This window comes from Wenzhouxiangella sp. XN79A, assembly GCF_012272825.1.
Taxonomy (GTDB): Bacteria; Pseudomonadota; Gammaproteobacteria; order Xanthomonadales; family Wenzhouxiangellaceae.
On the sequence record NZ_JAAWWS010000159.1, the window covers coordinates 1 to 21,446 of the forward strand.

At 70.5% G+C, this 21,446-nt stretch carries 19 protein-coding genes; 11 read left to right on the top strand and 8 right to left on the bottom strand.

The window, feature by feature from the left end; translation table 11 throughout:
* Positions 1 to 500: 500 nt before the first annotated feature.
* From HFP89_RS13160 to HFP89_RS13170, 3 genes are all read right to left on the bottom strand, one after another.
* Positions 501 to 1,190: a hypothetical protein gene (locus tag HFP89_RS13160; RefSeq protein WP_168718131.1), complete on the bottom strand. Its 690-nt coding sequence runs from the start codon at positions 1,188 to 1,190 to the stop codon at positions 501 to 503.
* A 221-nt stretch (positions 1,191 to 1,411) separates the two neighbouring features.
* Entirely contained in the window at positions 1,412 to 2,389 is a 978-nt protein-coding gene (locus HFP89_RS13165; RefSeq protein WP_168718132.1) for a serine hydrolase, read from the bottom strand.
* 79 nt (positions 2,390 to 2,468) lie between these two features.
* A complete protein-coding gene (locus HFP89_RS13170; RefSeq protein ID WP_168718133.1) occupies positions 2,469 to 3,743 on the bottom strand; it encodes an MgtC/SapB family protein in 1,275 nt (424 codons plus the stop codon).
* Between the two features lie 80 nt (positions 3,744 to 3,823).
* On the opposite strand from HFP89_RS13170, the gene HFP89_RS13175 reads away from it, so the two are divergent.
* The gene (locus tag HFP89_RS13175) at positions 3,824 to 4,264 is read left to right on the top strand and encodes a VOC family protein (protein WP_168718134.1); all 441 of its coding nucleotides are present in this window, start codon (positions 3,824 to 3,826) and stop codon (positions 4,262 to 4,264) included.
* 7 nt (positions 4,265 to 4,271) lie between these two features.
* Positions 4,272 to 5,177 (top strand): hypothetical protein, encoded by a 906-nt coding sequence (locus HFP89_RS13180; RefSeq protein WP_168718135.1) that lies wholly within the window; start codon positions 4,272 to 4,274, stop codon positions 5,175 to 5,177.
* Between the two features lie 31 nt (positions 5,178 to 5,208).
* On the opposite strand, the gene HFP89_RS13185 is transcribed toward HFP89_RS13180, so the two are convergent.
* From HFP89_RS13185 to HFP89_RS13195, 3 genes are all read right to left on the bottom strand, one after another.
* Positions 5,209 to 6,108, bottom strand: a complete 900-nt coding sequence (locus HFP89_RS13185) for a sensor domain-containing diguanylate cyclase (protein WP_168718136.1) — start codon at positions 6,106 to 6,108, stop codon at positions 5,209 to 5,211.
* Between the two features lie 1,603 nt (positions 6,109 to 7,711).
* Positions 7,712 to 7,930, bottom strand: a complete 219-nt coding sequence (locus tag HFP89_RS13190) for a hypothetical protein (RefSeq protein ID WP_168718137.1) — start codon at positions 7,928 to 7,930, stop codon at positions 7,712 to 7,714.
* A gap of 77 nt (positions 7,931 to 8,007) precedes the next feature.
* Positions 8,008 to 8,478: an LEA type 2 family protein gene (locus tag HFP89_RS13195; RefSeq protein WP_168718138.1), complete on the bottom strand. Its 471-nt coding sequence runs from the start codon at positions 8,476 to 8,478 to the stop codon at positions 8,008 to 8,010.
* Between the two features lie 160 nt (positions 8,479 to 8,638).
* Between HFP89_RS13195 and HFP89_RS13200 the strand changes: the two genes are divergently transcribed.
* The 7 genes from HFP89_RS13200 to HFP89_RS13230 all read left to right on the top strand — a co-directional run bounded on the left by HFP89_RS13200 (position 8,639) and on the right by HFP89_RS13230 (position 16,542).
* The gene (locus HFP89_RS13200; RefSeq protein WP_168718139.1) at positions 8,639 to 9,550 is read left to right on the top strand and encodes an ABC transporter ATP-binding protein; all 912 of its coding nucleotides are present in this window, start codon (positions 8,639 to 8,641) and stop codon (positions 9,548 to 9,550) included.
* Positions 9,547 to 10,284, top strand: a complete 738-nt coding sequence (locus HFP89_RS13205; protein WP_168718140.1) for an ABC transporter permease — start codon at positions 9,547 to 9,549, stop codon at positions 10,282 to 10,284. Before HFP89_RS13200 ends, HFP89_RS13205 begins: the two co-directional genes overlap by 4 nt.
* 13 nt (positions 10,285 to 10,297) lie before the next feature.
* Positions 10,298 to 12,136 (top strand): amidohydrolase family protein, encoded by a 1,839-nt coding sequence (locus HFP89_RS13210; RefSeq protein WP_168718141.1) that lies wholly within the window; start codon positions 10,298 to 10,300, stop codon positions 12,134 to 12,136.
* On the top strand, positions 12,133 to 13,233 hold the full coding sequence (locus HFP89_RS13215; protein WP_168718142.1) for a sensor histidine kinase: 1,101 nt from the start codon (positions 12,133 to 12,135) through the stop codon (positions 13,231 to 13,233). The genes HFP89_RS13210 and HFP89_RS13215 overlap by 4 nt, the downstream gene beginning before the upstream one ends.
* Entirely contained in the window at positions 13,230 to 13,832 is a 603-nt protein-coding gene (locus HFP89_RS13220; RefSeq protein ID WP_168718143.1) for a response regulator transcription factor, read from the top strand. The genes HFP89_RS13215 and HFP89_RS13220 overlap by 4 nt, the downstream gene beginning before the upstream one ends.
* A 29-nt stretch (positions 13,833 to 13,861) precedes the next feature.
* A complete protein-coding gene (locus HFP89_RS13225) occupies positions 13,862 to 14,764 on the top strand; it encodes an alpha/beta hydrolase (RefSeq protein WP_168718144.1) in 903 nt (300 codons plus the stop codon).
* Between the two features lie 464 nt (positions 14,765 to 15,228).
* Positions 15,229 to 16,542 carry an MFS transporter gene (locus HFP89_RS13230; protein ID WP_168718145.1) on the top strand — a complete coding sequence of 438 codons (1,314 nt, stop codon included), beginning with the start codon at positions 15,229 to 15,231 and terminating at the stop codon, positions 16,540 to 16,542.
* A gap of 306 nt (positions 16,543 to 16,848) precedes the next feature.
* Here HFP89_RS13230 and HFP89_RS13235 read toward each other — a convergent pair whose 3' ends face one another.
* The gene (locus HFP89_RS13235; RefSeq protein WP_168718146.1) at positions 16,849 to 17,187 is read right to left on the bottom strand and encodes a P-II family nitrogen regulator; all 339 of its coding nucleotides are present in this window, start codon (positions 17,185 to 17,187) and stop codon (positions 16,849 to 16,851) included.
* A gap of 323 nt (positions 17,188 to 17,510) precedes the next feature.
* Entirely contained in the window at positions 17,511 to 19,274 is a 1,764-nt protein-coding gene (locus tag HFP89_RS13240) for a hypothetical protein (protein WP_168718147.1), read from the bottom strand.
* Positions 19,275 to 19,393: 119 nt separating this feature from the next.
* On the opposite strand from HFP89_RS13240, the gene HFP89_RS13245 reads away from it, so the two are divergent.
* Together HFP89_RS13245 and HFP89_RS13250 are read left to right on the top strand one after the other, a co-directional pair.
* A complete protein-coding gene (locus tag HFP89_RS13245) occupies positions 19,394 to 19,636 on the top strand; it encodes an accessory factor UbiK family protein (RefSeq protein ID WP_168718148.1) in 243 nt (80 codons plus the stop codon).
* A gap of 130 nt (positions 19,637 to 19,766) precedes the next feature.
* Complete coding sequence (locus HFP89_RS13250) at positions 19,767 to 21,257, top strand: YifB family Mg chelatase-like AAA ATPase (RefSeq protein ID WP_168718149.1); 1,491 nt, start codon at positions 19,767 to 19,769, stop codon at positions 21,255 to 21,257.
* The last annotated feature ends 189 nt before the right edge of the window (positions 21,258 to 21,446 follow it).

Here is a 21,446-nt window from a genome sequence, read left to right on the forward strand (position 1 = left end):
CGACGGAGGTGTAGAACAGGTCCCGGGTTCGCCTTCGGCGCCCCGGGACGACGGAGGTGTGGAACAGGTTCCGGGGCGCCGAGCAGGCGGACCCGGAAGCTCCCGATGCCGGCGCTCCGGTTCGATGGGCGATTTCGTCACGAGGTCCCGGGTTCGCCTTCGGCGCCCCGGGACGACGGAGGTGTAGAACGGGTCCCGGGTTCGCCTTCGGCGCCCCGGGACGACGGGGGTGTAGAACAGGCTCCGGGGCGCCGAGCAGGCGGACCCGGAAGCTCCCGAGGCCGGCGCTCCGGTTCGACGGGCGATTTCGTCACGAGGTCCCGGGTTCGCCTTCGGCGCCCCGGGACGACGGAGGTGTAGAACGGGTCCCGGGTTCGCCTTCGGCGCCCCGGGACGGCGGAGGAGTGGAGAGCGCGCTCGGGACGACGGAGGTGTGGAGGGCGCGCTCGGCTCGTTTCGACGGTGGGAAGACGGATTCCCGCGCGAATCGGTCGGGCCGGTCAGTCGCTGGTCGCGATCGTTTCGCAGCCGCAGGCCACCGGCGTGCAGCAGGCGTACCGATCGGTGCCGGTGCACGCCGCGTAGCATGCCCCCTGGCCGACGGCCAGGCCGCAGGACAGCGCGCCGGGACCGCCGGCCTGGCACTCGGAGGGCGGCACGAGATCGTAGCGCGAGAGCGCGTCCGCCATTCCGGCCGGTTCGGGCGGGTCGTCGACGGTCCATCGCGGCCCGTCGGGGGTGCGGATCCAGGTCAGCGATTCGAGCATCAGCAGGTCGCGCCCTTCGACCCAGTCGGCCGGCAGCGGACAGTTCGGCGTGCGCACGACCAGCCAGGTCGCACGGCGGGTCAAACCATCGGTCAGTCGAATCGTCTTCGCCGCCGAGCCCCAATTGAAGAGATCGAACCGGGTCGCTTCGGCGACCGCCTCGCGCAGCCGGTCGATCCGCGCCGGATTCTCGGGTCGCAGGCGCATGAGTCGATCGCCCTGTCCGTCGCCGTTCGCGTCGACGGCCAGCGTGAGTTCACCGTCCGTCACGGCGTCGAAGACCGCGCCGTCGAGGTCGATGCCGTCGACCGCCGGGCGGACATCGGGAATGCAGGCCCGGTCCGCGGTGACTTCCCAGCCCGTGGATTCGGCGCAGACGGCCGAGGCGCACAGCAATGCGGCAATGGTCCAGCGTGCTTTCATCGTGCTGTCCTCCCTGTTGAACAACGCCAGAACATCCTAGCGTACCCCGCCACTCATTGTGAACCGTACAGCGAGTCGGAAAGCGTTTGGCTGCAAGGCCTGTCTCGCAGGGAACGGCAGTGTCCTTTCCAGGCGACAGAACGCTGCAGTGGAATGCGCTCCGGCCCGCTGTACGGTTCACAACGAGTGGCGGGACAAACGAACGCGGTTTCTTCGGAGGCTCAACGTGCGCGCTTCACGGCCTCGGCGGCGAATCGCTTGATCGCATCGAAGTATCCGCCTTGCGAGGGCGGGTTCGGGTCGGAGGTCATGACCAGGGTCAGCGCGACCGCGGGCACGACGATCAGCGCCTGGCCGCCGTAGCCGCGGCCGTAGTAGGCACGCTCGCCGGCCAGCTCGGTGAGGAACCAGCCGTAGCCGTAGTCATCACCGCTCCACGGCGAGGTGCCGTAGGCGGTCCAGCTGGCCCGGATCCAGTCGTCCGGAATCAGCTGCACGCCGCGGTACCGGCCGCCGTTGCGGTAGGTCTCGCCGATCCGGGCCAGGGCGCGCGGCGACAGCGCCATCTGGTTGCCGCCGAAGTGGATGCCCTGCGGGTCGGTCATCCAGTCCGGCACGACGATGTCCAGCGGCTCGGCCAGCCAGCGCCGGGTGAGCTCGAGCACGCTGGCCTCACCGGTTGCGGCCAGCGCGGCGGCGACCAGGTGGGTGGCGCCGGTGGAATAGATCATCTCGCCGCCGGGCCGGTCGCGCATCGGCCGGGTCAGGATGTGATCGACCCAGTTCTCGCTCTGGACCCAGGCGCCGTAATAGCGGCCCGAGGTAGCTCGAAGGCCGGTCCGCAGCGACAGCGCGTGGCCCAGGGTGATGTCGGCCACGGCCGGATCGGCGCCGGACGGCGGTGCCCCCAGGAGCTCGACCAGCGGCGTGTCCACCGGCGGCAGCCGCCCCTGCTCGATCGCCACCCCGGCGACCGCCGACAGCACGGTCTTGGACAAGGACTTGATCGGCGCCGGGCGGTCCAGCCCCGGACCGCGGCGGACGTGTTCAACGACCGGCTCTCCGTCGACCACGATCAGCAGGGCGTGCAGGCGCGGCAGCGCCTCGGCGCGCTCGACCAGGTCGGCCCAGGCCGTCGTTCCGGCCCGGGCCGGAGAAAGGGCCAGCGCGAGCAGGACAATCAACGTTCGCAGCTTCATGCGCGAAGAATCGCGGATCGCCGTCGGCCGGACGTCAATCGGGTCTTCGCCTCGACATCGATTCGCGCTCGAACCCGCGTCACGCAAGCAGCAGCGCCAGCAGCAGACCGGCCGCCGCCGCCGAGGCCAGCGGTATCGCCACCCGGCGGCCCAGCGCGACGCCGCCGACGGTCATCGCCATGCCCGCCTTGACCAGCGAATTGACCGAGGCGGCGATGACGATGCCGAGCACCGCGACGTCCAGCGCCAGGCTGTCCCGACTGAGCCGCGACAGCGACAGCGTGATGGCATCGACGTCGGCCACGCCCGAGGCGGCCGCCAGCAGATAGACCCCGGCATCGCCGAACCACTCGGTCAACGCCTTGCCGAGCAGCAGGATCAGCGCCAGCAGGGCACCGAAGGCGAACGCCGACGACAATTCCAGCGGGTTGCGCGGCAACAGCTCCTCGGAGCGCACCGAGGTCTTGCGATCGCGCAGCAGCCAGACCGCGCTGGCGTAGGTGATCGCCGCCATCAGCAGGGTCGGCCCGACCAGGTGTTCGAACAGTGCGCGGTGGATCAGGGAGGCGACGATCAGCATGCGCGGAAACATCGTGCCGCAGGCCAGCAGGATGCCGCCGGCCAGCAGGCGCTCGTGGCCGCTGCGCCGGCGGGCCAGGCGGGCGAAGGTCAGGGTGACCGCGGTCGACGAGGCCAGGCCGCCGAACAGCGCGGTGAACAGCGTGCCGGCCCGCGCCCCGGCAATGCGCACGGCGAAGTAGCCGATGAACGACAGCACCGCGATCAGCACCACCATCCACCAGATCACGTAGGGGTTGAGCGCGTCCCACGGCCCGAAGCCGCGGTTGGGCAGCAGCGGCAGCAGCACCAGCGACATCAGCAGCAGCTGGAAACCGGCGGTCAGTTCCGGGTACTGCAGCTTGGTCAGCCAGCCGTGCAGCAGTTCCTTGTAGCTGAGCAGCAGGACCATGACCACGGTGCCGGCCACCGCCAGCTCGAGCCGGCCCACCCCGGCCAGCACCGCCAGCAGGAAGGTGGCCAGAAGCGCCACTTCGGTGGTCATGCTCTGGTCGCCGTCCGGCTGGTGCATACGGGCATAGACCGTGGCGGCCAGCCCGGCCAGGCCGATGAAGGCCAGACCGATCAGCAATGCGGCCGGAACTGCGGCACCGAACGCCTCGGCCAGCAGCCCGGTCACGCCACCGAGCAGACCGATCAGGCCGAAGGTGCGCAGCCCGGCGGTGCGGCCGCCGGCCGGTTCGTCGCGTCCGCGCCAGCCGCGCTCGATGCCGACCAGCAGGCCCAGCGCGATGGCCACCCCCAGTCGGTGCGTCGTGGCGAGATCCAGGTCCATGCCACGAGCATACTGCCTCGGCCCCGCCTCCGGCCAGACTGGCGCACAATACGCGCCAAGCCAGCGACGAGCTCTGCCCGATGCAGTACCTGCACACCATGCTCCGGATCAGCGACCCCGAGGCTTCGCTGAAGTTCTTCTGCAAGCAGCTCGGCCTGGTCGAGGTGATGCGCAGGGACAGCGAGGCCGGCCGGTTCACGCTGATCTTCCTGGCCGCGCCCGAGGATGTCGAGCGAGCCCGGGACGACAAGGCGCCGATGATCGAGCTGACCTGGAACTGGGACCCCGAAGACCTGGACGGCGGCCGCAACTTCGGCCACCTGGCGTTCCGGGTCGACGACATCTACGCGACCTGCCAGCGGCTGATGGACGCCGGCGTGACGATCAACCGGCCGCCGCGCGATGGCCACATGGCCTTCGTGCGCTCGCCGGACGGCCACTCGATCGAGCTGCTGCAGGCAGGCCCGGACCGGCCGCCGGCCGAGCCCTGGGCCTCGATGCCGAACACCGGCAGCTGGTAGACCCGCCATGCCCCGCATCGCGCTGGTCAACGACGACCGCTGGGTCGACCCGGTCGAACGCACCGCCTACGTCACCAACATCCTGACCGAGGACGGCCTGCTCGAACGCGCCTTCGAGGCCCTGGGCGCGCGGCCCGAGCGGGTCGCCTGGTCGGACCCCGGCATCGACTGGACACGCTTCGATGCGCTGCTGATTCGCCAGACCTGGGACTATTTCGAGCGATTCGCGGAATTCCGCGCCTGGCTGGACCGGATCGACGGCGCAGTGCACGTCGTCAATCCGGTCGAGGTGATTCGCTGGAACGCCGACAAGCGGTACCTGGTGGACCTGGCCGAGGCCGGCGTTGCAGCCGTGCCGACGAGGGTCGTCGAGCGCGGCGACGGCGACGGCTCGCTGGCCGGGCGGATGGAAGCGGCCGGCTGGAACGAAGTGGTGATCAAGCCAGCGGTGTCCGGGGCCGGACGCGAGACCTACCGGATCGCGCGGGCCGACGCCGCGGCGCGCGAAGCGCTCTGGCAGGCCCGGGTGGCTGCAGAAGACATGCTGATCCAGCCCTTCGCGCCGGCGATTGTCGACAGCGGCGAGGTGTCGCTGGTCGTGATCGACGGCCAGGCGACCCACGCGGTCCGCAAGATCGCCGCGGAAGGCGAGTTCCGGGTCCAGGACGACCACGGCGGGACGGTCCACCCGCATGCGCCGACCGCAGCGGAGTGTGCGCTGGCCGAGCGGGCCATTTCCTGCGCCGCCCGCCGAACCGGCCGGGAGATCGCCTATGCCCGCGTCGACCTGGTCGACGCCCCCGACGGGCCGCAGGTCATGGAGCTCGAACTGATCGAGCCGGAACTGTTCCTGCGCCAGCACCCGCCCGCGGCCGAACGGCTGGCGCAGGCGGTGCTCAGCGGCGTCGGCTGACCCTCGCGGCGGGGCCCCGCAACGGCCGCGGTCAGGCCTCCCGCGGGACCGCAGTGCCGCGCTCATCGACCACGCAGTTGCGACCGGCCTTCTTGGCAAGATAGAGCTTGTCGTCGGCTCGCGAGAGCAGCGTATCGATGTTGTCGTCGGGCCGCAGCGTGGCACAGCCCACGCTGACCGTGATCGGCACCTCGATCCTGCCGATCGACAGGGCGTGCCCGGCGATCGCCCGGCGCACGCGATCGGCCACCTCGGCCACCCGGACGGCTTCGGTGTCCGGCAGCAGCACGACGAACTCTTCGCCGCCGTATCGGCCGAGCAGGTCCTCGTCGCGCAAGGCGCCGGCAATGAGCTCGACGAGCCACTTCAACACCTCGTCGCCGACCTGGTGGCCATGGCGGTCGTTGACGCGCTTGAAATGATCGACATCCATCAGCAACAGGCCCAGCGGCTGATCGTGGGTGGCCGCGTAGGCCAGCGCACGCCGCGCCAGCGGAAAGAAGCCGCCGCGGTTCAGGCAGCCGGTCAGCGGGTCGTGGGCGGCGCGGGCCCGAAGCTTTGCTTCGAGGGCCTTGCGGTCGCGGTTGTCGCTGATCAGTCCACCGAACAGCTTGCGGCCGTTCTCGGTGGCGTCCAACGGAAAGGCCTTGAGTTCGATGTCGATCAGCTCACCGTCGCGATGACGGAGCTGGAACTCGCGAACCTGGCCCAGGATGCCCGATGGTCCGCCGCGCTTGGCGTAGGTGCCGACCCAGCGGGCGTGGTTTCCGGCCAGTTCGGTGGGCATCAGCATCGAAAACGGCGCGCCGAGCAGCTCGTCCACGGCGTAGCCGGTCAACTCGGCACCGGCTCGATTGACGTAGCGGATCCGTTCGTTTTCGTCGATGACCCAGAACGAAACGGTCGAGCGATCGACCATCGCTCGCAGCACGCGCTCATCGATGGCCTCGGATCCGTCGCTCAGCGGGGCGCCCCTTGGTGTGCCTGATCTCACCCCAACGGACGGCGACGAACAGACAATATTCGCAAAAATGAAATTATGCCCGCCCCCCTTGAACCCCGTCAACGCCCGGGCGCTGCGATCGATTCGACGGTCGGAGGGCGCTTGCGCGCGAATTGGCCGGCCACCCTCCAGCGCGACAGGCCGGTCCTCGACCTGCGAGAAGAATCATACAAGGGCGGATCTCCGCGCGAAGATCTTTCCGTCGTTCCGGGGCGCCGAGCAGGCGAGCCCGGAACCTCCCGGTGCCGGCGCTTCGGTTCGATGGGCGATTTCGTCACGAAGTCCCGGGTTCGCCTTCGGCGCCCCGGGACGACGGAGGTGTGGAACAGGTTCCGGGGCGCCGAGCAGGCGGACCCGGAAGCTCCCGGTGCCGGCGCTCCGGTTCGATGGGCGATTTCGTCACGAGGTCCCGGGTTCGCCTTTGGCGCCCCGGGACGACGGGGGTGTGGAACAGGTTCCGGGGCGCCGAGCAGGCGGACCCGGAACCTCCCGGTGCCGGCGCTCCGGTTCGATGGGCGATTTCGTCACGAGGTCCCGGGTTCGCCTTCGGCGCCCCGGGACGACGGAGGTGTGGGACAGGCTCCGGGGCGCCGAGCAGGCGAGCCCGGAACCTCCCGGTGCCGGCGCTCCGGTTCGATGGGCGATTTCGTCACGAGGTCCCGGGTTCGCCTTCGGCGCCCCGGGACGACGGAGGTGTAGAACAGGTCCCGGGTTCGCCTTCGGCGCCCCGGGACGACGGAGGTGTAGAACAGGCTCCGGGGCGCCGAGCAGGCGGACCCGGAACCTCCCGGTGCCGGCGCTTCGGTTCGATGGGCGATTTCGTCACGAGGTCCCGGGTTCGCCTTCGGCGCCCCGGGACGACGGAGGTGTGGAACAGGTTCCGGGGCGCCGAGCAGGCGGACCCGGAAGCTCCCTGTGCCGGCGCTCCGGTTCGATGGGCGATTTCGTCACGAGGTCCCGGGTTCGCCTTCGGCGCCCCGGGACGACGGAGGTGTGGAACAGGTCCCGGGGCGCCGAGCAGGCGAGCCAGGAACCTACCGATGTCGGCGCTTCGGTTCGATGGGCGATTTCGTCACGAGGTCCCGGGTTCGCCTTCGGCGCCCCGGGACGACGGAGGTGTGGAACAGGCTCCGGGGCGCCGAGCAGGCGAGCCCGGAACCTCCCGGTGCCGGCGCTTCGGTTCGAGGGGCGATTTCGTCACGAGGTCCCGGGTTCGCCTTCGGCGCCCCGGGACGACGGAGGTGTAGAACAGGTCCCGGGTTCGCCTTCGGCGCCCCGGGACGACGGAGGTGTGGAACAGGTCCCGGGTTCGCCTTCGGCCGCCCGGGACGACGGAGGTGTGGAACAGGTTCCGGGTTCGCCTTCGGCCGCCCGGGACGAGGGAGGTGTGGAGAGCGCGCTCGGGGCGTTTCCACGGTGCGACGGCGGGTTCCGGCGCGAACCGGCCAGGCCACCCTTCGCCCGCAAGCGGCCTCCCACGGCCTTCGATCGAGGGCCTCGGCCGATTCGGCTCCGGGAGCGGGACCGCGACTCAGGCGCTGGCCGGCGGCGGGCGATAGCCCAGCAGGCGGGCCGGCAGCAACAGCACCGCCTTCATCAGCGCGAACACCGCATCGACCGCGATGCCGAGCGCGCGCAACGGCAGCGACAACAGCCAGACCAGGGGCCACAGAACCAGCACCAGCAGGGCCAGCGGCCAGGCGACGACGAACAGCAGGCACCATCCGATCGCGACAAGCAGGGTGTTCATGCAGCGTCTCCGTTGAGCAGGACCGTCACGCTAGCGAACGACAGGGCTCGTTTGCAAGGGCCGAAGGTCACGCCGCTTCAGCGCGGCTGCAGGTCGATCTGGCCGGTCTCGGAAATCCGGATGTCGCGGGAGAACCCGACCGGGTCGAGCCGGGCATCGAGGCTGTATTCGAAGCGATCGCGCGGCTGGTTCATCAGGTCGGCCAGCAGGCGGACGCCGCCCAGCACGTCGACCGCGGCGCTCAGCGTGATCCGGCCTTCGCCGTAACCGTCGATGGCGGGCAGATCGTTGGCCACACCCTCGATCAGCTTGCGCCCGTCGAGCCGCACCGAGTACACCGCACCGTGCAGCCGAAGCGGCTCGGGGTTGGGGTTGATGACCCGCAGCTCGATCTCGAAGGCCGGCAGACCGGCCGCACCGGCCGGATCGGGCACCGCCCGGAACGACTGCAGGAACACCGACGGCGGCTCGCGGCCGACGCCGAGGCCGGCGCAGCCGGTCAGCACCAGGACAACGAACGGCACGACGAGGCGCAGGGCATGGGGCATGGCATTTTCCAATGGCAAGGATGACGGTCCAAGCATACGCCGGCCGCAGCGGAAATGACATTCGTCACCTCGAATCGCTGAGCCGGCTCACTGGCCGGAAACCATGCCGACGGCGAGACTGGGCTCCGACACGATCACCGCACGAGCCAAGGAGCCCGCCATGATCCCCCCCGTTGCCGAACTCACCGGCGTGTCCCACCGCTACGCCGACGTCCAGGCGCTCGACGAGGTCGATCTCCGGCTGGAGGCCGGTCAGGTCACCGCCCTGCTCGGCCCCAACGGTGCGGGCAAGTCGACGCTGATCCACCTGCTGCTGGGCCTGAAACCCGTGCAGTCCGGAACGATCCGATTGTTCGGCGAACAGGCTCCGAATGCACGCACCTGCCGATCCCGGATCGGCACCATGCTGCAAGCGTCCGGCGTGCAGGACAACCTGACCGTAGCCGAACTGCTCGCACTGTTCGGCAGCTTCTACCCGAACCCCGTCGACCGGGATGACTTGATCGAAGAAGCCGGTCTGGTGGGCCTCGAGAATCGCCGTTTCGGCCACCTGTCCGGCGGTCAGCAGCAGCGAGCCCTGTTCGCGCTCGCGGCCGTTGGCCAACCCGACTGGCTGATCCTCGACGAGCCGACCACCGGCCTCGATCCGGCCGCCCGCCGCCGTCTGTGGCAGGCCGTCCAGGTCCGCCGCGATGCCGGCGCATCGATCCTGCTGTGTACCCACTACATGGACGAAGCGCAGCGGCTGGCGGACCATGTCGTGGTGATGAACCACGGCCAGGTGATGCACCAGGGCACGCCGGACGAGATTCGCCGGCGCGTCCCGCAGGACCGCATCCGGGTCCGCTCCTCACTGGACGAAGCGGCCGTTCGGGCCCTGCCGGCCGTTCAGCATGCCGAACGGATCGAAGGCGGATGGGCGTTGTTGTCGTCGAACGGTGCCGACAGCGTGCGTGCCTTGCTGGTCGCAGACCCCGACGCCTCGAGGCTGGAAGTGATCGGCGCCGATCTCGAGACCGCCTTCCTCAGCCTGACCGAAACCGAACCCACCTCGATCAAGGACGCCGCATGACCGCCGTCAACGCATCGCTGCACCTCATCCAGGCCCAGTGGCTGAACCTGGCACGCACGCCGTCCTACACCCTGCCGACGCTGCTGTTTCCGATCATGTTCTACGGCTTCTTCGGACTGCTGATGATCCCCGGCCAGGCGCTCTGGCTGCTGTGCACCTTCGCGACCTTCGGCGTGATGGGCGCGGCGCTGTTCTCGTTCGGCGTCGGCATTGCCACCGAGCGCGCCCAGGGCTGGCTGATGCTGCTGCGCGCTTCGCCGGCACCGGTCGGGGCGGTGATCGCGGGCAAGGCGTTCGGCGCGCTGCTGTTCGCGCTGATCATCGCCGTCGTGATGAGCACGATGGCGGCTGTGTTCGGCGGGGTGCGGCTGGCAACCGGACAGTGGCTGGCGCTGGCCGCCGTGCTGGTGCTCGGCAGTCTGCCGTTCTGCCTGATGGGCCTGGCGCTGGGGCTGTGGCTGAAGCCGAACGCCGCACCGGCCGTGCTGAACCTGATCTATCTGCCGCTGGGCTTCCTGTCCGGCCTGTGGATCCCCACCATGCAGTTCCCGAAATTCCTCCAGGGCATTGCAGAGTGGCTGCCGCCGTACCACCTGGCGGCGCTGGCGCTGGACGTGACCGGCGCGAAGCCGGCCGACTGGGCGCCGTCGCTGATCCATCTGGCGGTGTTCACATTCGCGTTCGCCATTCTGACCGCGCTGGGCTGGAAGCGGCTCGACGGCACCCGTGGCTGAAGGAGGCCCTACCATGAAGAATCTCCGGATCGTACTGATCGTGATCGCGCTGCTGATCGGCGTGCTGCTCGTGCTCCCGAAGCCGACCGGGTCGCTGCCCGAATCGCCGGTCGACACGCCGACCGAATCGTCGGCCGCCGGGGATGCCGATGCGGGCCCGGTGCCCGACCCCGCGCCGCCCGGCCGCTTCGCGATCACCAATGTCCGCCTGTTCGACGGGACTCGCGTCATCGAGAACGCCGCGGTCGTGGTCGACGCGGGTCGGGTTGTCGCCGCCGGCCGGATGATGACCACGCCGATCCCCGACGGCACCACCGTCATCGACGGCAGCGGCAGGACCGCGCTGCCGGGCCTGATCGACGCCCACGTCCACAGCTTCGGCACCGCACAGTCCGACGCGCTGCGCTTCGGCGTGACCACGCTGCTCGACATGTTCCGCGCGCCCGAAGACTTCGAGGAACAGCACCTCGCGCGGGCATCGACCGAGCCGACCGGCCGCGCCGATCTGTTCTCGGCCGGCTACCTGGCTACCGCCGAGGGCGGGCACGGCACGCAGTACGGCATCGACGTCCCGCTTCCCGCCGGGCCCGACCGGGCGCAGGCCTGGGTCGACGCCCGGCTGGCCGAAGGCTCGGACTGGATCAAGATCGTCATCGAGGGCGGCCGTGCCTGGGGCGGCAGGACACCTTCGCTGGACGCTGCAACCGTGTCCGCGCTGGTCGAAGCCGCGCACCGCCGCGACGTACTGGCCGTGGCCCATGTCTCGACCCGGGCCGAAGCCGACCTGGCGGTGGCCGCCGGCGTCGACGGCCTGGTCCACCTGTTCATCGACGAAGCGGTCGATCCGGCCACCGCCGAGGACTGGGCCGAGCGCGGCCTGTTCATCGTGCCGACCCTGCCGGTGCTGGCCTCGGCGCTGGGCCAGGCCGGCATGGAACGCCTGGCGGGGTTCGACGACGCACGGGCCCGACTGTCGTCCGAACAGCGCCGCAGCCTCGGCGCGGTCTTCCCGAATGCCGCCCAGCGCAGCGCGCAATGGTCCGGCGTGGCGGCTTCGATTCCGACCCTGCAGGCCGCCGGCGTCCGGCTGCTGGCCGGTAGTGACGCCCCGAACCCCGGAACGGCGCACGGCCTCAGCCTGATCGATGCGGTAATCCGGCTGCACGAGGCCGGCCTGAGCCCGCTCGAGGCGCTGCGCGCGGCGACCTCGGCCCCGGCCGCCGTCTTTCCGATCGGCCCGCGCGGCTGCCTGCGGCCGGGCTGCCGAGCCGACCTGGTGCTGGTCGCCGGCGACCCATCGAGCGACCCGACCGCGCTGCTGGACATCGTGGGGGTCTGGAAGAACGGGGCCGAAGTCGCACTGGGCATCGATGCCGCACCGCCGTCGGACACCCCGCCGGCCGACGAGCCGGCCGCGGCGGTCGACCTGCTGGCCGATCCGTCGTCCTGGATGGCCTCGGCCGACGACTTCATGGGCGGTGCGTCCGAGGCCGCGATCGAACCGATGGACGGCGCGCTGCGCGTGACCGGAACCCTGCGCGAGGGCTTCGCGTTTCCGTATGCTGGCGCCATGTGGAGCGCCGGTGCCAGCATCATGCAGCCGGTCGACCGGCGCGGCTGGTCGACGCTGACCCTCGACGTCGAAAGCGACGCCGAACTGCTGCGCGTGATGTTCTTCTCCGGCGGCAATCCGCAGCCGATCTGGCTCGACGTGGAGCCGGCCGCGGCCATCGAGATCGACCTGGCCGGGCTGACCGGGCTGGACCTGGCCGCGTTCCAGGCCGTCGGCGTGTTCGTCGCCGAGCCGACGGGCGCGTTCGAGTCGACGATCATCGAGGCCCGGTTCGAGTGAGCACTGCCGCGATCCAGCGCGTACACCGCCTGCTGGTGCCGCCGGAATCGGGCCAGGGCTGGACGGCCTACCTGTGGCTGGTCTACCTGGCGTTCTTTGGCGTCGAATGGTTCTTCCGGCCGGTCGGCGCGCTGGAAGCGGGCCTGGGCGTACTGACGATCGCGGCGTTTCTCGGGCTGTACTTCAGCGCGTTCCGGCGGCGCGGCGCGGCCGCGTTCGCCCATCTCGCGGCCATCGTCGCGTTGGCTATCGCCTGGGCGCCGTTCAACTCCGGCAGCAGCGTGCTGTTCATCTACGCGGCCAGCTTCGCGCACATGGTCGGACGGCCTCGTCGGACGATCTGGATCGTGGTCGGAATCGCCGCGCTGGCGGCCGCAACCACGCCGTGGGCCCAGCCCAGGCTGTCCTACTGGCTGCCGGGCGTGTTCATCAGCCTGGTCATCGGCGCGGCCAACATCTTCTTCGGTGAGCAGCAGCGCAAGAATGCCGAGCTGCGGCTGACCCAGGCCGAGGTCCGCCGGCTGGCCCGGGTGGCCGAGCGCGAGCGGATCGCGCGCGACCTGCACGACGTGCTCGGCCACACGCTGTCGCTGATCGCGGTCAAGAGCGAGCTGGCCGAGAAGCTGGTCGAGCGCGATCCGGAGCGCGCGCGCGAGGAGCTGGCCTCGCTCGGCGCCACCGCCCGCCGGGCGCTGGCCGACGTCCGCGAAGCGATCCAGGACGTGCGCCGGGAGGGCCTGGTGGAGGCACTGGAACAGGTCCGCCTGAGCCTGCGCGCGGCCGACGTCGAGCTCGACCTGGACGCCGACCCGGCCGACCGGCTGCCGACGCGCACCCAGGCCATGCTGGCGCTGGTGGTGCGCGAGGCGGTGACCAATATCCTGCGCCATGCCGACGCCCGCCGCTGCACGATCCGGCTGACCGCCGACGATGATCGCCCGGGCTTCCTGCTGGACATCCGCGACGACGGCGACGGCCGGATCCGCCCCGACGGCGCCGGCGTGGCCGGCATGCGGGCGAGGATCGAATCCCTGGGCGGTGAACTGGAGCTGGCCACCGGCGGCCTGCGCGCCTGGATTCCGGAGACCCCGTCATGATCCGACTGCTGCTGGCCGAGGACCAGGCGCTGCTGCTCGGCGCACTGGGCTCGCTGCTCGATCTCGAGGACGATCTGGAGGTGGTGGCTCGCGCCGCGAACGGCGACCAGGCCCGCCAGGCCATCGAGACGCATCGCCCCGATCTGCTCGTGACCGACATCGAAATGCCCGGCAGCACCGGGCTGGAGCTGGCCGAGTGGGTCCGCGAAGCGCATCCGGAGATCCGGGTGGTGATCCTGACCACCTTCGCCCGACCCGGCTACCTGCGGCGCGCGCTCGATGCCGGCGTGCGCGGCTACCTGCTGAAGGAAACCCCGGTCGAACCGCTGGCCGACGCGCTGCGACGCATCCACGCCGGCGAACGGGTCATCGACCCCGAACTGGCATTGACCGCGTTCGACAGCAAGGACCCGCTGACCGAGCGCGAGCGCCAGGTGCTGCGGCTGGCCGGTGAAGGCCTGAGCAACGCCGAGATCGGCAAGCGACTGCACCTGGCCGACGGCACCGTGCGCAACTACCTGTCCGAGGCCATCGGCAAGCTCGCCGCCGAGAACCGGATCGAGGCCTACCGGATCGCCCGCGACCAGGGCTGGCTGTAGCCGGTGGCGGCCCGAGGCATAATCCGGGCATGATGCTCCGGTCTGTCGTCCTCGCCCTGGCCGCTGCGCTGCTGAGCGCCTGCGCCACAGCCCCATCCGGCCCGCCCGACCCGAAGTCGGCCGCCGAAGCCTACCTCGACCCCCAGCCCGCGCCCGACGAGGTCATCACCTGGGGGCCCTATGCCCGCCAGTTCGGCGAGCTGCGGATGCCCGACGGCGACGGCCCGTTTCCGGTCGTCGTGGTGCTCCACGGAGGTTGCTGGCTGGCCGACTACGACCAGGGCTACATGGCCGGCCTGGCCGACGCGATCCGCGAGCTCGGCTTCGCGGTCTGGACGGTCGGCTTCCGGCGCATCGGCGAACCGGGCGGCGGCTGGCCGAACACGCTGTTCGACGTGGCCGAGGGCACCGACTACCTGCGCCGGCTGGCCGAGACCCGACCGCTGGACCTCGAGCGGGTGATCGCGCTCGGTCACTCCGCCGGCGGCCAGCTGGCGCTGTGGCTGGCCGCGCGCGATCGGCAGCCGGCCGACAGCCCGTTCCGGTCGCCGGACCCGCTGCCGATCGACGGCGTGATCGCACTGGCCGCAGCCGCCGACCTGGTCGGCCTGTCGGATCGCCGGACCTGCGGCGATGCCGCGACCCGACTGATCGGCGGCAGTCCGGACCTGCACCCCGAGCGCTACACGCTGGCCTCGCCGGCCCGGCTCGTGCCGCTGGACGTGCCGCAGATCCTCGTCAACGGCGGGCGCGATACGACCTGGAGCGAACCGGCCGATACCTACTACGACGCCGCGCGCAGCGCCGGTGCGCCGGTCCGGCGTCGGGTGGTGCCCGAGGCCGGCCACTTCGAACTGGTCGACCCGCGCACGAGCGCCTGGCCGGTGATTCGCGACGCGCTCGAGGAACTGGCCCGGGACACCATGCCGTAACCCCCCGTCCGCTTCGCGCGGACATCTGCCCTCCCACAGTCGGAACCCACCGCCTGCGCCGGACCGAAGGCCTGTGGGAGGCCGGCTTTGCCGGGCGAAGGGTGGATTCGTCGTTTGGTTCGTCGGTTCGTTGGTCGGTGCGGATGCGCCCTTCGACAGTCGAATCAACCGCTGCGCCAGATCCGAAGGCCTGTTGGAGGCCGCTTGCGGGCGAAGGGTGGCCCGCCCGGCCTTCGCGAGCAAGCTCGCTCCCACAAGCATCGCCTTCGGTCAGCGGGGAGGAAGGTGGCTCGGAAACCTCCCTCACTCCGCCGATCGCGGTCGCCCAGCGAATCAAGCTGATTTTCCGATCGATTGCATCCAGCGAAGCGGACCGAAGTTCGGTCGGGCGACTGGTGGGCGAGAGCTATGGTGGGTCGACCGATTCGGCCGCGTCGAACGCAAGACGCAGGAGCGCACTTTCGATGACCCCTACCCTTCCCGCGATCGCCGACCACCGCCGCCTTCGCTTCGCGGTCCTGTTCATGCTCTACCTCGCCCAGGGCGTGCCGTACGGCTTGTTGCTGCTCGCGCTACCGGCGTGGCTGGTCGGCGGGGGCGCGAGTGCCGTGGAGGTGGGCCTGTACGTCAGCGCGGCAAGCCTGCCCTGGACGCTGAAGTTCATGCACGGCTTCTTCATGGATCGCTACACCTTCCTGCCGATGGGCCGGCGGCGACCCTGGCTGATCGGTGCCCAGCTGGTCATGGTGCTGGGCCTGTTGGTCGCCATGGCGCTCGAGCCGGCCGCGACCGACGTCCAGCTGCTGGCCGCGATCGGGTTCATTGTGATGCTGGCCACCACGGTGCAGGACGTGGCCGTCGACGGCATGGCCGTCGACCTGCTTCGCGACGGCGAGCGTGCGACCGCCAACGGGTTGATGTTCGGGGCGCAGTCGGTCGGCATCGCGGCCGGCGGGGCCGGCTCCGGCTGGCTGATCGCGCGAGCCGGGAATGCCGATGCGGCCCTGCTTGCCGTGGCCGTGTTCATCGGCCTGGCCGTGGCGATGATGATCGTGCTGCGTGAACGCGTCGGCGAGCGAATGTTCCCGTGGTCGGCGGGCGAAGCCGCGGCGGCCAGCCGGGCCCGGCAGGCCGGCGCCTGGCTGGAGATCCTTCGCCGCACCTTCCGCACGCTGCTGCAGGGGCGCAGCCTGATGGCCCTGCTCGGGATCGTGCTGGCCGGCTCCTGCTGGGGCTTCTACCTGGCCCTGGCGCCGTTGATCTCGGCCAGCGAGACCGGCTGGGACACCGCGCGCTATTCGTCGATGTCCGGCCTGGGCAGCCTCGTATCGGGCATCGCAGCGATCGTGCTGTTCGGCGTGCTGATCGAACGCTTCGGCACCCGCGCCGGGCTGATGACGGCCACGGCGCTGATGGGCGCGGTGTCGGCCGTCGGTGCGCTGCTGGTCGCCTCGTGGTCGAGCGAGACGGTGATGATCAGCTACATCATGGCCCTGAACTGCCTGTACGTGATGATCCTGGTCGGCTTCGCGGCGCTGGCCATGCGCCTGTGCGACCCGACCGTTTCGGCCACCCAGTTCGGCCTGTACATGGCCGGCGGCAACCTCGGCGCCAGCCTGGCGGCGGCGGGCTTCGGTCCGATCTTCGAGGCCGGCGGCTACGCCGGCGTGCTGTGGGTCAGCGCCGTCACGCTGTTCGCAGCCTGCGCGATCTTCGCCCGCGTCGGAAACGCGCCGCGGCCGGAAACCGCGATGCCGGAGCGGGCGATCGTCGACTGAGCCGGGACCGGGACCGGGACCGGGACCGGGACCGGCTGTGCCGGAAAAAGGGGCCCGGCCAGCCTTCGCGAGCAAGCTCGCTCCCACAAGCATCGCCTTCGGTCCGGCGGCGAGACACCGCCACGGTTCCCGAGATTCCGGGTTCGCCTCCGGCGCCCCGGAATGACGCCAAGGGGAGAAGGCCGATGGATCGCCGTCGCTGCCGGTGATGACGAGCGGGGAAAACCCCGGAGCGCACGTTCGAGTGCGTGAGGGGGTCGAGCCGCGAGCAAGCGCCGGCAGCGGCGGCGAGACGCGGCCCGAGCACTACAAGGCCTGGTCGTTTTCTTCGCCGGTTCTTATCCTCACCACCCGCTCGATGCTCGTCACGAAGATCTTCCCGTCGCCGATGCGGCCCGACGACGCGGTTTCCTGGATGAGTTCGACGACGCGCTCGACCTGGTCGTCGGACACGGCGATTTCGAGTTTCAGCTTGGGCAGGAAGTCGACGACGTACTCGGCGCCCCGGTAGAGCTCGGTGTGGCCCTTCTGGCGACCGAAGCCCTTGACCTCGCTGACGGTCATGCCGGTGACGCCGGCTTCACCGAGCGCGTCGCGCACGTCGTCGAGCTTGAACGGCTTGATGATCGCGGTGATCAGTTTCACGGTCGCATCTCCGGTGATTCGATCCGGCTAGTGTACCCCGCCACTCATTGTGTAACTTATAGCGAGTCGGAGAGCGTTTGGCTGCAAGGCCTGTCCCGCGGGGAATGGCAGCGGCCTTTCCAGGCGACGGAACGCCGCGGATGAAGGCGCCCCGGCTCGCCCTTCCAAGGAGCGCGCCTGAACCGACATCGCGGCCTTGCGTCCCTCGTCAAGGGCTGGCCCTTCACTGCGGGCCGCGCCTTGCACTGTCGATTCAGGCGCATTCCATACGTCACACAGTGAGTGGCGGGGCACACGAGCCTACCGAAGCATCGGCGTTGTCATCAGCCGCTTTCGAAGCCGTCCCGGAACACGGTGCCGAGGCTCTCGTCGGCGCCGACATCGAAGCTGAGCCCGCCAGGGACGACATCCACACCGCGCGCCTGATCATCCATATCGGCGAAGGCCGGGGTGCTGACCGCATCGTCACAGAAGTCGATCGCCGGCGAGTCGATCGCCAGGTGGTAGTCGTTCGACGAGGCGTCGACGAAGCGCGGATCGGCCACGCTGCTGCGGGTGGCCGCCGGCAGGCTGGTCAGTTCATGGGCGAGCAGGCAGTCGGCCTGCACATCGTCGAGCGAGCCGCTCGCGCTGTCGACCCCGTAGACCGGCCGACCGGGATTCCAGGCGACGTTCGACCACAAGCGAGTCGTGGCCGGCGTGGAAGTGGCGCCCCGGACTTCGATCAGCGGCGGCGCGCCGGCGTCCGGCAGATTGTCGGCAAACGTGCTCCAACGCACCGTCAGCGTACTCCCGGCGAACTGGCGGATGAGCTGATTGCCGGGGTTCGCGAACAGCACCGAGGCGCTGATGGTGGCCGTTCCGGAGCTGACTTCGCCGACCGAGCCATTCAGGTCGGCCGTGTTGCCCGACAGGAAGCTCTGGGCAATGTCGACGGTGCCGTCGGCGACCGCGAATCCGCCGCCGACCAACCGCGCGCGGTTGTCGCGCAGACGGGGACACGGGGCGGTCCCGCTGCCCGACTGGCCGGCGCCCCCGCAGTCGTTGCCGTCGCCGCGGCGCATGACGAAGCTGGCGCCGGTCGATACGTCCACGCCGCCGCCTCGATCGGCGATGTTGCCGGCAACGATGCCGTCGACGACTTCGACGTCCGAGCTTTCCAGCGCCCAGATGCCGCCGCCGCGACTGTCTGCGGTGTTGTCCACGATCAGCGCCGCGGACTCGGGGTTCGATCCCGGGCCGGGCATGCCGAGCACCTGGACGAAGCTGTTGCCGAGTGCGGCGATGCCGCCCCCGGAGGTGGTGGCCTCGTTGGCGAAGATTCCCTGCAGGAACCCACCGGCCCGGGTTTCGACGGTGCAGCCGTCGGCGAACACACCGCCGCCCCGGGCGGCCGTGTTCTGGAAGATCGACGCGCGATCGATGAGCAGCAGCGCCGGTCCGCCGGTGCCGATGCATGCAATCCCGCCACCGTCGGGGGCCTCGTTGCCGGTGATCAGCGAATCGCCGGACATCGTGACCGACGAGCCGGCGTCGCGCAGCTGGATCGCCCCGCCGTCGGTGGCTGAAGTGTTGTTGCGGAACGTCACGTCGACCAGCTCCACGTTGTTGCCATCCTCGACATGCAGACCACCGCCGCGCTCGAACGGACTCGTTTCGGCGCCGTTTTCGATGTTCAGGTTCTCCAGCCGCACGGTAAAGGTCGAGGAGGTGCCGGAAAACACGTCGACGACGGTGTTACCGCCGTTGCCGGCCCCATCGAGCGTCGAGGAGAAGTCCGGCGAAGCCGAACTGCAGGTTTCGAAACCGCCGATGACGGTGAGGTCCTTGCCGACGATGCCGACATTGACCCCGGAAAACGTCACGTTCTCGAGGCGGATCTCGGCGCCCGACGGCGCGGTGTTGATGGCCGTGACCAGGCTGGACTCGGCGCAGTCGATGCCGGGACCGACGGTAATGACGGGCGCACCGCGCTCGCCAGCGTCGCCCGGGACGGCCGGGGCCGGGAGCAGCACCAGCGGCAGCAGGGCGGAGAAGGGAACGAGCGTGGCGAGCAGGCGAGGGTGCGGGGAGGATCGATGTGTCATTGGGCTCCTGGGATCGGATTTCGGGCGTTTGTACCTGGCTACGGCAAGTCGGGGCCGCGCACGCCAGATCGACGCGCTTCGATACACTAGGCGGCCTCTCCGCTCCGGAAACCGCTGCCGTGGCCCGACCCGACCTGAAGACCCTCGACGACCTCACCCGCCGGCTGGTCGACGCCCTGCCCGACGAACTGGGCGCGGCCCGCGACGACCTGCGCGAGCGGCTGCGGCCGGTGCTGGAAGCCCAGCTGGCCCGCATGGACCTGGTCACGCGCGAGGAGTTCGAGATCCAGAAGCGGGTGCTGGAACGCTCGCGCGAGAAACTGGAGCAGCTGCAGCAGCGGCTGGACGCGCTCGACGGCTGAATCGCACCCGGGAATCGCCGTCCCGGGGCATACCGGGTCGATTTCCTACAAGGATTTCCGCAATCTTCCGACGCGCGAGCGCCTCGCTGCGCCCGACAATCGACCGCTTCCTTCTCGAGGACGTCCGTCGATGTCGCTTGCCGTTGTCCATACGCGCGCCCAGCTGGGCGTCACCGCACCGGCCGTCCGGGTCGAAGTGCACCTGGCCGGCGGACTGCCGGCCTTCAACATCGTCGGCCTGCCCGAAACCGCTGTGCGCGAGTCGCGCGACCGGGTGCGCGCGGCGATCTCCAACTCGGGGTTCCAGCCGCCGGCCCGCCGCGTCACGGTGTCGCTGGCGCCGGCCGACCTGCCCAAGGACGGCGGCCGCTTCGACCTGCCGATCGCACTCGGCGTGCTGGTCGCCTCGGGCCAGGTCCGGACCAGCGCGCTGGAGGCGTTCGAGTTTCTCGGCGAGCTGGCGCTGGGCGGCGAGCTCCGGCCGGTGGTCGGTACGCTGCCGGCGTTGATCCGCGCCCGCGAGGCCGGCCGGACGCTGGTGCTGCCGGCCGACAACGGCGCCGAAGCCGGCCTGGTGCGCAACGCCGACTGCCGGCTGGCCGGCCACCTGACCGAAGTGGCCGCGGCGTTGCGGGGCCGGGCCGAGCTGGCCCGGCCGCGCCCGGTCGACACGATGATCGCCGAACCCGGACCCGACCTGGCCGATGTCCGCGGCCAGGCCCGGGCGCGCCGCGCGCTGGAGGTGGCCGCGGCCGGCGGCCACAACCTGCTGCTGATCGGGCCGCCGGGCACCGGCAAGACCCTGCTGGCCTCGCGCCTGCCCGGCATCCTGCCGCCGCTGGACGAGGACGCCGCGCTGGAGGCCGCGGCGATCGCCTCGGTCTGCGGCGAGCCGCTGGATCCGAAGCGCTGGCGGATTCGGCCGTTCCGGGCCCCGCACCACACCGCCAGCGGTGTTGCGCTGGTCGGCGGCGGCGCCCGCCCGCGGCCCGGCGAAGTCTCGCGGGCCCACCACGGCGTGCTGTTCCTCGACGAACTGCCGGAGTTCGATCGACGCGTGCTCGACGTGCTGCGCGAACCGCTGGAGTCCGGTCGCATCGTGATTTCCCGCGCCGCCCACCAGGCCGAGTTCCCGGCCGACGTGCAGCTGGTGGCCGCGATGAACCCCTGCCCCTGCGGCTATGCAGGCGACCCCTCGGGCCGCTGCCGATGCACACCGGACCAGGTTTCGCGGTACCAGTCGCGGGTCTCCGGCCCGCTGCTGGACCGCATCGACCTGCACGTGGACGTCCCGCGCCAGCGGCTGTCCGAACACCCGGTCGGCGAGCCCAGCGCCGCGGTGGCCGATCGTGTGGCCGCGGCCCGGACACGCCAGGCCGAACGCGGCGCGATCAACGCCCGCCTGAGCGCGGCCGCGCTGCGCGAGCACGCGCCGCTGACCGAGGCCTGCGAGACGATGCTCGAACGCGCCGCCGAACGCCTGGGCCTGTCGGCCCGCGCCCACCAGCGGATCATCCGCGTGGCGCGCACCCTGGCCGACCTCGAAGGCCTCGAGGCAATCGGGCCTTCGCAGCTGGCCGAAGCCATCGGGTATCGGCAGCTCGATCGAATGACGCCCTGATCGGCGGGCTCCTTGCGGGGGGCGTTCCCTCGTCACGGGACAAGCCTGTCCGCTGGCGCGACGGATGGAAGTTGCGCTCCGGCATGGGCTGTGTCGCGAAGAATCGCGCAGTGCCGCGGAGATGGAAGGGCTTGCCGGGTACAGAGGGGTCAGAGCCCGAAGCGAAGCCGGATGGTTGTTTCCGGCTTG